Origin of the sequence: Agrilactobacillus fermenti (genome assembly GCF_047943045.1) — a bacterium.
Taxonomy (GTDB): domain Bacteria; phylum Bacillota; class Bacilli; order Lactobacillales; family Lactobacillaceae; genus Agrilactobacillus; species Agrilactobacillus fermenti.
Genome location: NZ_CP181347.1, coordinates 290,088 through 302,361, shown reverse-complemented (window position 1 = coordinate 302,361; position 12,274 = coordinate 290,088). Strand labels below are relative to the sequence as shown.

Genomic DNA, 12,274 nt, shown 5'->3' with positions numbered 1-12,274 from the left:
CTTTTGTTAGATTGATTGCGGTGTGACAAGCAAAAGATTACCATAACTTATAAACGCACGTACATAAGGAGCAGTCATGGCAAGAATAAAAAAAGGACTCACTAATTTCGACCTAAAAATAATTGGTATTGTTTTAATGCTTGTAGACCATATCCATGAAGAACTAGGTCCCTTAGGTATTCCCACCTGGTTTGATATGCTTGGCCGCGTCGTTGCGCCGATATTTATTTTTCTCAGCGTTGAAGGCTTCACGCATACGCATAATAAATTCAAATACATGCAGCGCTTACTCATTGGCTTTTGGATCATGAGTTTTGGCAGCTTTATCATTCAAAAAAGTTTTCCCGTAGATGGCGGTCGTTTCGCACTTGTCAATAATATCTTCGCCACACTCTTGCTAGGAATTGTTTCGATGTACGCCATCGAACACATCAGCCAAGGGTATCAACGCAAAGATTCGCGACAACTATGGCGTGGTATTAGCATCCTACTTGCTGAGATTCTTGTCAGTAGCGCTGTTTTGATACTCATGACGATCGGCTCTGAATCCATCCAACTCTTCTCGGCCATCACGACCATGGTTATCCCAAATATCTTTATCACGGAAGGCGGCATACTCTATGTCATATTAGCAGTGATGCTCTACCTTTTTAGAAACCATCGCAATTTCCAAATCGCCAGCCTAGCCCTCATTGCTTTCTTAAGTACCGACTTCAATTTCACCAACCTATTGACTAGCAATTATAATTGGATGCTGGTCTTTGCTGCCATTCCAATTTGGTTTTACAATGGGCAAAAAGGCCACAGCAGTAAATACTTCTTTTACATCTTTTACCCGGCTCATATCTGGCTCCTTTATTTGATTGCTTACAGCCTAAACTTAAAGGGATTCTAGGCGGTTCACTGTATCTTGATGATCATTATCATTAATCTAAGTACCTTAGAACAACTAGATTAACACGCACTTTTTCCTGCTTATTTATGATGCGCATTAAAAAAGCACCCAGAAACCGGTGATAAGGTTCTGAGTGCTTTTTTAATATGCTCGGCCGCTGACCGCTTTTTGTCGCACTCTGCTATGCTACATCTGCGTCATGCTACTACCCGGAACCCACTGATTGGCACCTAGGTTGTACCAAGTTTCACCATTGATCGACACGGTTTGGAAGTAACGCCAATCAGTCCCTTGGGCAAGGACACGACCATTTGCGGTTCCAGCCGCCCCCATATGGATTGCTGCACCGGCGCCATTATTAACACGTACGACACCGGAATTATTTTGAATTTGACCATTAACACTGACGAATTGACCACTTACCCATTGATCTTTACCAACTTCATACCAAACTTCGGAATTAAATAGTTTAACGACACGGCCATATTTCCATTGCGTGCCATAACCCAACCAATCCCCGTTAGAATTTCGTTGCCCAGCATATTTATCATACGTTGGTGTACCGCTAGTCTTAATCGTGACAACACCAGATTCAGCTGAAACTTGAGGATCATACTGCGTTAAATTATAGCGCTGGATCAAGCTGTTTAGCTTCGTGTTGTAATCAGGTGCCGTGGCATAGCGGCCTGTCAGCCACTTGGTCGCATCTTCATAACTATTCGTATTTTCGATCCAAGTCCCACTATAATAATTAGCGTCCCAAGAAACACCTTCTCGTAATTTAATGGCATTATCTTGAATAGAAGCCGTTAAATTAGGATATCTTTTAAAATTCTGCGTGATAGTTTCATAATGATCATCCCGCCATTCTTGCGTCTGATAAGCTACTGATTGTCCATAATAAGAGCCCTTGATTCCGAAAATATTATAATTCGGTGCTTGCGCGAGCTTAGAATTACCATAACTTGATTCCAACATGGCTTGAGCAATCATGACCGATGGGTATAAGCCATATTGAGTAGCAACTTGTTGCGCCGTCGGTCCGATCTGTGTCAAAAAACTTTGGGCCGTATAAGCGGCTTGAGCTTTACTTGGTTCAGTTTGTAACAATGGTGCCACAGCCGCTGTAGCTGTCGTACCTACAGCACCTGCAAGACTTAATGCAGCAACTTGTCTCATTATTTTTTTCTTCATCAGTTTTCCCCTTAAATCATTTGGTCACTTATTTCTAAGGATACCAACTTGAATCGTTCGGGACAAGCACTTCAAGTTGACTGTAAAGAAAATGAAACCTTAACTCAAGATCCTTGTGGTGCATTGGCAGGTGGTACGGAAGATGCTGTCCAGGTCAATTGTGTTTGATATTGCCCCGCGTAGACATTTTTTGCTGGCTGGATGATCAGCTGAGCCCCTTTGATTACCGTGTTTAGATCCCCAGCGATGGCTTGTTGACAAACAACTGTATCCTGCCCATTATCTTTGACCGCATGCGCTTGATTATTGATATTCAATTTCAAAGTAACCAAACCACCAGAACTGTTTGAACCATAAGTGACTTGTCCTTGGCCTTTCGTAATGCAATGAAATGGGACCATCTTCAAACTCAACCGCCATCCATTTACTGTGGCCCGATTATCTGAAATATTAATCTGATTATTGTTGTTCTCAGTCCCACTTGTTGCACCTGTACTTGCCGCTTGCACTAGTGTCACCGGATTCTTAACCAGATCTGCAATAGCCACATTTGTGCCTGCCTGCGTTACAAACTTTAAATTGGGCATGGATATCATTGTCAGTTGTTTAGGTTGCAGGGTGTTCACAGTCAGCAAGGCACGATTGGAATAAATAGTGTGGTTTTTAGTACCATCTAAACCGCCATTTCTTATGGTCACTTGCAATTGAAAATAATCCCCACTGAACCGATTGGCTTGCTTCACATTTTTAAACTGTAGGGTCGATTGAGTAGCGTCAAGTCCCATTTTATCAAAGCCAGCTGTACTCCAAGTCTTGGGATGGTCTTTATCAGAATAGCCCCATTGATAAGTTGGCGCCATATCCTTATTATCATATTTTCCGTTAACAATGCTACTTAGCCCATAAGGCGCGAATACAATTGGAGTTTGACTACCCACCTTGCTTTCATCTACTATAAGTGGGTCAAGCCCCCCTATTTTTACGATCTTCTGTGCATGAACCATGCCGCCAGTCATCCCAGTGTTATCAGCATCAACTGTCACGGTTGCTGTTTCGGCATCGCCAACATCATTGGGCATATCCGTATCGGTTTTTAGTGTGCCAGTTGCCGTGGTTGTTGCCCCATTTTGATTGGTAATTGCTAAATCTGGATTGTCACTATGCCAATTTTTAATGGTTGCTGTACTATCCGTGGGTGTCGTTACGGCGTGAAGCTGACTTGATACACCGTTGAATAAACCGCCATTATCTGAAATAGCCAGGCCAGTTGCTGGAACAGGTCTTGGATTAACATTGACTTGAAATAATTGACTGTAAGAATCTTGTTTCAGTCCAAAGATTGAGTCACGATAATATTCAACTTGAAATAGATACGTCCCTGATTTAGTGGCATTGAAGCTAAGACTTTGCGACGGAGAACCATCCCTTTTATCGACTACTTTATCCCAGCTAGCCGTCTGATTATGATAGAGCCAGATTGTATATTGAGACGTTTTTATAATAAGGGGAAAGATAGCAAGCCTAAACATAACAGCTACATTCCACCGAACATTAACCGTCTCATCAACGTAATAATTAGATTTGATTGCTGCTGGTTGTTGGGAAAAACCTGGAATAGCGAAAATCCCTAAAATTATAGCGCCAGGACTAGATGGTTGATTAGGTGGTGCTGGCAAAATCGTTGTTTGTCCGGTCTCAAACGATGGCGATAATCTTCCGAGATTAAAGTTGCCATCAGCACCATAAACTGACCCCACACCTAGCAGCAACAAAAGTCCCCCACTAAAAGCCACAATTGCCATTAGTAACCATAACTTGATGCGCTTGTATCGGGTCATCATCTTCATGCACCTCTTTATTGCTCAATCGCCCTATATCATTTTCAAAATAAGGCTGATTTTCTTATTACTTTTACGTCCTCCTTGTGCCATACTCTTGAGATTACGGTGCTGTTGGATCAGGTACTGAAGCTGCCGTCCATGTCAGCTGGCTCTGATATTCTCCCGAATAAACATCCTTTGTCGGACTGATCATCAATTGGGCACTATTGATCAGTGCATCTAGATCACCAGGGCTATCTTGCCGATAAACAACTGTCGTTTTTCCATCATCTTTGACTGTACTTTTTTGCTCATTGATCTTCAGCTGCAGAGACACTGAGCCGCCCGACTCATTCGAGCCGTAAACAGCCTTCCGGTTCCCAGTGGCCCAGCTAAATGGTTGCATCGACAGACTCATATACCAGCCACTGGTTGAGGCTCGTGTGTCTGAAATATGAATTCGATTACTATTATCTCCAGTGCCACTTGTGTCCGACATTTGCGTTAAGGTAACTGGTTTTTTGGATAAATCACCAATAGTAATGTTTGTACCTGCTGGTGCCGCAAATTTTAAGTTGGGCATCGTTGTCATTGTCAGTTGTTTAGGGGCATCACTTAACACTTTTAGTAAAGCAAGATTAGAGTAAAATGTCCGGCCACCACTAGTGACCTGTAGTTGAAAATAGTTATCAGTAAAACCAAGGGCTTGTGCAACATTTTTAAATTGTAACGTTGGTTTATTATCGTCAATATGTGCATTCGAGAGCAGCTTTACATATGGTGAACCATCTATCTTTTTATAAACCACCCATTTATACGTTGCATTACCTGTCACGTCGCCTAGACCATAAGGCGAAAACGTGATTGGCCCGGTTCCTGCTGTTTTTGCATTAACTGTAATTGGATCAAGACCACCAACTTTGACATAGGTCGTGCCCAACACGTCGGCAACACCTGTACCAGAATTATCACCAACAACAGTTACTTTTACAGTTTTAGCCTCACCAGCACCTTGGCCATAACTTTGTGTATTTTGCAAGGTGCCCAAAATTTCAGCAATTCTGCCATTCTGTGCTGATATCTTTAGATGATCAGGATCAGCACTTTTCCAATTACCGATCGTAGCTGTATTTGTATCCGGGAGAACATTTGCCTGTAATCGACCAGGAACACCATTAAATAAACTTAGCGTTCCTGAGATATTAATACTAGTGGCAGGTGTTGGTTTAGGGGCGACATTGACCACAAGTAGCTGGCTATAATAAGATGGTTTATGTGCTGTAGTTTTCATAGACATGCTTTCCCAATCCCAATACCTTATATCATAATCCATCGTCACTTGAAATATATACTTTCCTGGCCGTGAGGGAATGAATCGAACTCCCATCGGTGATACTCCCACTTGCTTATCTATTACTTTTGTCCATGTATTGCTTTGACTTTGATAAAGCTGCACCGTGTAGGACACCTCTGTAGTAAGGACTATTTCAAAATTTTTAACAGTCTGCCATTGAAAGTGAACCATCTCTCCCGTATTATAATTTGTTTTAGAAGCAACCGGTTGTTGGGTAAAGCCGCCGGGTATGCCAATACCTAGACCTAGAAAGTCCACGCCTTGAGCGGAGGGGGGATTAGGCGGCGTCACCTGAGTCATCGGTTGATTCGCTTCAAAAGAAGGATCCAGATTTATTGGCGGATATTCAGCTATTGGTGCCCCATAAACCGACCCAACACCGAGCAGCAACAAAAGTCCCCCACTTAAAACTGCAATTGCCAGCAGTAACCACAACTTGATGTGCTTGTATTGGGTCATCATTTTTATGCACCTCTTTTAAAACTTAAATACTTAATTTATTATTTGGTTGGCGCTTGAGCAGTCGGTGCTGCCACTAAGTTCCAAGTCAACACAGCCTGATACGCTCCTGTTTGAATATTAGGTGTCTGTGGAATATGAAGTTCTGACCAATAAACCTTTTTCGCAATGTCATTACCACGATCGTTTGAAGCTAGTGCTAAAACTGGAACACCGTCATCCATAACCTTTGTGTCAGTGGCAAAGAAGCCCACATCCAATTCTGTTTTTCCGCCGTCTCCTGTACCCAACGATTTTGGCAAATCAGGGTCACCATCTAAATATTCAAAGGGCACCAAAGATACGTCAAGTTCCCAGCTTGGATCGGTCACCGCTCGAGTATCCCTGACCCTAATTGTTGGTTTATCATCATCATTCGGTGGTATTTTCACTTCCAAAACAGCACCTGACGTACTGATTTCTTGAACACTCGGATTTCCACCAGTACTGTCCATTTTCTCGAAAGAAAATAACTGTGGCACGCTTACTAATTCTAAAGTTCCCTTATCACTGGCAATCAATTGTGCCTTATTGGAAAAGAAAGACGTACTTTTCTTAGTAACTGGATCTGTGTAATTCACTACTAATTGAAAGTACTTCTGGTTATAGCGTTGCGCAGCTGCCCCGGTATTAAATGTCAATACCTTTTGTTTACTGCCTTGAATGCCATCTTTATCAATCAATGGCTTGGCAACCGTATCCTTTGTTAAATCGTTGTAATAGTACCACTGAAACGTTGAATTAGGGGCATCGTACTTTGGATCAATGCCATAGGGCTGCCATTGGACAGGCGATTGACTACTCGTATTAACTTCTAAATTATCCAAGCCGCCAACCTTAATATTTTTTTTAGTTGATACATTGTTAGTGCCTATTTTGCTATTGTCCGCTTCGACAGACAGAGTAGTCATCTGTGCTCCTTGAACTCTTTCTTTAGTAGTACCCGCAAGTTTTCCAGTAGCTATGGTTGTATTAACAATTCCTGAATTGGCAAAACTCAATAGGCTTCCAGCCCAGTTTATTGCTGTCGCGTTAGTATTCTTAGGCTCTAGCTGCGCCGAAATTGCTGTCGGCATTCCATTAAATAGAACGTCCCTAGCTACCGAAATTTTTGTTGCAGGCTGGCCATTCGGTTCAATCTTAGCAGCAATCATTTTCGAGTAGTAGTAGTCAGGATTCCTTCCAGGTGAAATAGCGAGAACTTGAAAATAATACCAACCAACATCATTGGATTGCATATTAAAGGTTACAGTCATTGGATTAACATCTTTCGAAGCCGATTCCTTTTTACTATATATGCTTCTTACCCATCCTCCCTTCTCTGGATTATGATTTAGTACAACAAAAGTCCACTCACCGGTTGACGTGCCTTTCGCCAGTTGGGCAGTAATTGATATTTGGCCCTTTGCTTTATACGTCACTACCTCTTCAGTTTGAGGGGTAACGAAACCCCATATACTTGAGCCATTCTGTGGGTTGGGTACATTGCCTTCAGAAGGTTGATATTTATAAGCGGGCCACTTGATATCATCAGGACTAATGGTTGCCGCCGAACTAGAAGGCAGTTTGAAGTTAAGCAGAAATATACTTGCCAAAAGACTACATAAAATTAGGATCAGCCTACGTTTGCTTGCCATCATATTGCTGCCTCCTTAAAAATAAGACTGGCCACAGAGTCGCATCTGCCCCAGTCTTACTAGTCTTTTGTGTTATTGTGTAGGTGTAGTTGTAGATGCGTTTCCTCCGGATCCAGCCGTTCCAGTATTAGAACCAGGGGCAGTTGCATCTGGCGTTGCGGCCAATGTCCAAGTCAAAGTTGATTGATAGCTGCCTGGAATTGCTTTTGGCTGTTGTGCTAGAGCTAATGTAGCCGAATCTGTTGTTAACTGATCTTTGAAGACCCCATTACTGGTACCTTCTGCTGCATTAGCAATTGTGGTGCTGCCCTTTGAAATATCAGCGCCTTGGAAAGGTGCTTGGACACCAGCGGCTGCCAGTTGCAACGTCCCACTGATGGTTGGGCTTGCACCATCAACCGTCGCTTTTGTGGTGAAGTCTTTCAAACTAGCAGATAACTTCCAGCCAGCTAAAGTGCCCCGAAAATCAGAGACTTGAATCAAACCTGTCTTATTACCATCAAAACTATCAACGCCCTTACTTGTTGGATCAGCCCCAGAAGTTTCAAATCCATTTAACTTCAAATTGGCACCTTTTTCACTACCCAAAGCTGTGACACTTGTTTTTTCAAACGAGAAATCTGGTACAGCATCTAAGGTCAAGTAACCAGGATCAACTTTGAACTCGACTACGGAGTTAGCAAGGGCTGGTGTATCATTGGTAGATAGATAACCAACACTATCCCCAATCTTTGTGGCCAAGTTAGTTGTTTCAGTCCCAGGGCCGGGATTTGTTGGTACAGGATCATCTGCTGCGAATACTTGAGTTGCTGCGAATAACGACGGTAAGGCTACTAAACTTGTTAGTCCAATATAAATTTTTTTCTTCATTTTTACGCGCCTTCCTTTTGAGCGACATGTTATCCTTTTGAACGACTACATTATAAATCCATATTTTCAAATAAACAAATAAATAATACTAAAAAATGAGTTTTTACATTCAAAATAGTTATTAAAAAAGACCATCTAGGAAAGAGGTAGATGATCTTTTTAAAATATAAATTTATTTTTTGAATATATTTTTAGCAAAAAATGATATGATCAGCATCGTTACATTTTTTTGGGCGTCAAACTCGTTATAAAATAAAGGTTGTTATTGAATTTGAATTCTCCCAAATAGGGTCATACCTGCAGCAAAAACTGAAAGCGTGCGTCATATCTCAGACGCTAAACGCCTTTTGTCTCACTCTTGCTCTTAAGGCCCAACGGTCACACTATAGGTGATATTGGCTTGATACTTCTTCAACTTAATGAACCCAAAGGCTGATTCTGGAAAATTCAGCTTGGCTGGTGTATCAAAATTTAAATCAAAATAATTGGCCGTACTTGTTTCAAAGCTCTGATCCAAGACATAGATCGGATACATCGTCCCATCGGCGGTTAGGGTATCCGCCGTATGGTTATATCGCAAAGTTTCATCTACCTCATCCATACCCAGATCACTGCCTATTCTTGAAGCATGACCCAGGTCTAGCGTAATTGCCGACTGGTCAGGCATAAATGGCTGAGTGCTGTCTGCTTCATGGAAAGGCGACATATTTGCGCTTAATGTCCAACTATCCGTACTGTCATTGTCATACAGGGTTATTCTAGGCTTTTCTGTACTTTGATAAGGGCCTTTTTGTGTGGTCACATGTTTGCCAAAATTTAGCTCAGGTACTTGAAGAATTTGAGGGCCGGCTAATTTATATAGGAAAATATTATTCGACTGCCCGATCATCGTCGCTTGCGTACCATAAGTTTGCATGGCGTGATCCATCAAAATGTTTTCAAGTGGGATGGAATCATAATCCGTAATAGCATAAGTATAGGTATAAGAGAAGCTCTTACCCACATCAATTGGTTTATCTGGTATAAACGAGAACTCTGTATAGTCATTCAAACGGCTGCTGGCATTGGCCTGTACCATTTTGGGCGTTCCACCTAAATCGGAAACAACGATACTATTTACCCGGTTGGTTGCTAAATTAGGCACAAATAATGTTACTTCGCCAGACAAGGGCGCATTGCCCTTATTAACGGCCGTCGCCACCACTTTGACTATTTGGTGTTTGGCATCAATATAGCGTTGGGTACTTGTTAAACCATCGGTAATTTGAAACTTCTTCGTGATACTTAACTCATTTTTGACATCATCTAGGATAAATAAGCTGATGCCATGTTGCTTTTCATTAACGGAGTCATTTTCCGAACTACCATTTTCATACTCATGAGGAATCTGGTAATGATTGAGTGTCCCAGTCACTAAATCCCTGGATTGAATGGCAACATTGGCATAACGATCTTGTAAGAAAAGAATTGGAATATTCGTATAGGTAGGAAATTGCGTATTAATATCATAATTCACATTAAAGGTCTTACCTTCATCGATATCCTGCACGCTAAATTTACCTGCCGACGTTTCCGTTCCCCCATTAGGGTCACCATAGTCATGGCCATTGATCGTAAAATTGATCGTATTTTTGTCTCTATTTAAGCCGTTAAGCAAGCTCTGTTCTCCAGAGGCAATTGCGTTAACAGCCCCAAAACGGTTGGCTAAGCTCAAATCCCCACTGTAAGGCCCTGGGAAAGGATCATTCCAATTACCAATATTATGGTAAGTATACGTCTGGCCTTTCATAAGGGCTTTTTTACTAACTAAAATAGGGTCCGGCAAATTAAGATTAACTTCCGGGCGAAGCTGTTGCTCCAAGCGCAGTTTGGCACCAGCAATCGGAACGCCATCGTAAGTGCCTTCATAATCCCAAGTTTGTTGGGTATCCACGGGGCGCTTCAAGTTACCAGCGCCATCTAAATCACCGGTGAAATAGGTTTCGCTGCCCTGATGATAACTTGCCGAAACGGTTGGCGTCACCGTTAGTTTGAGATGTTCCTGTGTTTTATCATGAATCGGGGTGGGTTCAACTGCCCCCGCTTTGTTGGGATCATTCGCATCAAACTTATAATAGGAATAAACTTGCGCATATCGTTGTGGCGTAATGGCTCCAGCCGTTACTTGACCGGTCGTGGCATCTTGTTTATTTAAAAGGAATGGATTGTCCAAACTCGTCGAGTGGTAGTCATACTTATCAGCAGTGCCAAATGTTTGTTTGTTAATGAAAGGATTAACCAAAATACCATCCACATAGGGATCAGGTTTAGCAACTCGATTACGAATATTGTAGGCTGCTTTAGCCTTACTGTCATGGGCATCAGGAATGGCTTGATTATCAGGCCCAACCGTATGGCGGTCAGCTAAGTTGTCAAACGGTGCGACGAACGAGTTCCAAGACGTGAAATTCGTATAAACAGGAAAAGCTGCCCCATTTTCCAACTCGCTTTTTTTGATCACCGCATAGTCCATGGGCGTATTGCCTTTCCATTTCTTATCATAACTGGCATCACTATTCACATCAGTCTTATTTAGGATATTGTCATCACTTAACATATCGCGCCCAACTTTATAAGGGTCCACCAACTGCGAGGTCCCATAAAGATCGATGCCGATAGCTCGACGATTGCCATTAAGCCCATTATCCGTATTGAGGCGTCCATCGCTATACGGTGAAGGAAATAATCGGCCTTGCGTCAAGGCTTTGTAGGCGGTGGTTTTATTACCCGTATACTTAGACATATCCAAGTTAAAGTTGATATTGGCCGTGCCATTAAATCCTTTATCAACGAAGTAGCCGACGAGCCAGCCACCAATATTCGCCACACCTGCGTTAAAATGGGAGCCAGTCGCCAAGTTGATCAAACTCGTGGCTGTCCCAACTGGTCCAGTTTGACTGACAGCCCCTGCAGGCGCACCTAGTATTCGTATTGGGTTCCAAGGTGTAATAGCCCCACTGTTTTTTGTCACCCCATTATCATCTACACTACGCACGACCTTATTGTCTTTAACCGTAATATTATTATAGTAATCGGTTAAATCTTGCTCTGGTGCTAATAAATTAAAGGTTGCAGTATTCCCCCAATTGAAACTTGTCTTCTCTCTAAAAGGCACGCCTTTTACTTTCAAATAAAACACATTATCCTTATCGTTATCAAAGTAGACTCGATGATCAAATTGTAAGGGAAAGTTAAACTTACCCGCTGCTTCTGCAATAATACTATTCGATTCGAGAGACAAGTAAAAATAAGTCTGTTCCCAATCAATGGCATTCGCCAAAGATTCACGATCAACATCCTCAGGCAAAACAACCCGAATCATAACGCCCCAATTACCGCCAAACAGATCAGAAACTGCATGATCCTTATCATTTTTGATTTTAACAAAGACTGGCACATTACCGGTCACGTTTAAATAGCCATTATCATAACCATCTGCGAGGCTTGTATCTAAGACCGGCTTCCCGTCTGGCCCACTAACCATCTTGCTTTTTGATTGATTCTCGTTATAATCTGCACTACTACTATTTTTATAGAAGCTATTGGCTGCGTTGGCGTCATTAAAATGAATAAATCCTGGAGTTTTACCGTTGCCTGATTGAATGTAATTCATGCTAAACCAGGCTTGATCATTGGCTTTGGGTTGAATATAAACCGTCGACTCACCACCACTGATCCTGCCATTCTGGTCTGCCGTCACAAAGTCGATGCCATTGGTCTGGGTATCTGTTTGGACACCGCTTTTAACAGAGATCCCTTCACCAGGTAGATATTGTTTGCCCGTATCAGGATTGATCCGCATATCTTCTGGTCTTACCGTCGTTGTATTGTCAATCATTTTCTTTGAGATATTCGCCTGGACTAGTCCTTCAGGCATAACAAAAAACAGCACCATACAGATTGCAGTACCAAGTAGTAAGGCAAATATTTTGTGTTTTTTCATCGATTCTCCCCTGTGCTCCTTAAA

7 protein-coding genes are annotated in these 12,274 nt (G+C 42.1%); 1 reads left to right on the top strand and 6 read right to left on the bottom strand.

Features of this window, described 5'->3' with window-relative positions:
* Window positions 1-76: 76 nt before the first annotated feature.
* The gene (locus tag ACNAN0_RS01345) at window positions 77-895 is read left to right on the top strand and encodes a TraX family protein (protein WP_416353646.1); all 819 of its coding nucleotides are present in this window, start codon (window positions 77-79) and stop codon (window positions 893-895) included.
* A gap of 186 nt (window positions 896-1,081) precedes the next feature.
* Here the strand turns inward: ACNAN0_RS01345 and ACNAN0_RS01340 are convergent, their stop codons facing one another.
* From ACNAN0_RS01340 to ACNAN0_RS01315, 6 genes are all read right to left on the bottom strand, one after another.
* On the bottom strand, window positions 1,082-2,089 hold the full coding sequence (locus ACNAN0_RS01340; protein WP_230913844.1) for a glucosaminidase domain-containing protein: 1,008 nt from the start codon (window positions 2,087-2,089) through the stop codon (window positions 1,082-1,084).
* Between the two features lie 104 nt (window positions 2,090-2,193).
* On the bottom strand, window positions 2,194-3,930 hold the full coding sequence (locus tag ACNAN0_RS01335) for a WxL domain-containing protein (protein ID WP_416353645.1): 1,737 nt from the start codon (window positions 3,928-3,930) through the stop codon (window positions 2,194-2,196).
* Window positions 3,931-4,030: 100 nt separating this feature from the next.
* Window positions 4,031-5,725 carry a hypothetical protein gene (locus ACNAN0_RS01330; RefSeq protein ID WP_416353644.1) on the bottom strand — a complete coding sequence of 565 codons (1,695 nt, stop codon included), beginning with the start codon at window positions 5,723-5,725 and terminating at the stop codon, window positions 4,031-4,033.
* A 38-nt stretch (window positions 5,726-5,763) separates the two neighbouring features.
* Window positions 5,764-7,401: a hypothetical protein gene (locus ACNAN0_RS01325; protein WP_416353643.1), complete on the bottom strand. Its 1,638-nt coding sequence runs from the start codon at window positions 7,399-7,401 to the stop codon at window positions 5,764-5,766.
* Window positions 7,402-7,470: 69 nt separating this feature from the next.
* Window positions 7,471-8,268 (bottom strand): WxL domain-containing protein, encoded by a 798-nt coding sequence (locus ACNAN0_RS01320; protein WP_230913848.1) that lies wholly within the window; start codon window positions 8,266-8,268, stop codon window positions 7,471-7,473.
* A gap of 364 nt (window positions 8,269-8,632) precedes the next feature.
* Entirely contained in the window at window positions 8,633-12,250 is a 3,618-nt protein-coding gene (locus tag ACNAN0_RS01315; RefSeq protein ID WP_416353642.1) for a hypothetical protein, read from the bottom strand.
* Window positions 12,251-12,274 lie beyond the last annotated feature (24 nt).

Coding starts and splice junctions, on each gene's coding strand:
- ACNAN0_RS01345 (WP_416353646.1), top strand. CDS start 77: ATGGCAAGAATAAAAAAAGGACTCACTAATTTCGACCTAAAAATAATT.
- ACNAN0_RS01340 (WP_230913844.1), bottom strand. CDS start 2,089: ATGAAGAAAAAAATAATGAGACAAGTTGCTGCATTAAGTCTTGCAGGT.
- ACNAN0_RS01335 (WP_416353645.1), bottom strand. CDS start 3,930: ATGATGACCCGATACAAGCGCATCAAGTTATGGTTACTAATGGCAATT.
- ACNAN0_RS01330 (WP_416353644.1), bottom strand. CDS start 5,725: ATGATGACCCAATACAAGCACATCAAGTTGTGGTTACTGCTGGCAATT.
- ACNAN0_RS01325 (WP_416353643.1), bottom strand. CDS start 7,401: ATGATGGCAAGCAAACGTAGGCTGATCCTAATTTTATGTAGTCTTTTG.
- ACNAN0_RS01320 (WP_230913848.1), bottom strand. CDS start 8,268: ATGAAGAAAAAAATTTATATTGGACTAACAAGTTTAGTAGCCTTACCG.
- ACNAN0_RS01315 (WP_416353642.1), bottom strand. CDS start 12,250: ATGAAAAAACACAAAATATTTGCCTTACTACTTGGTACTGCAATCTGT.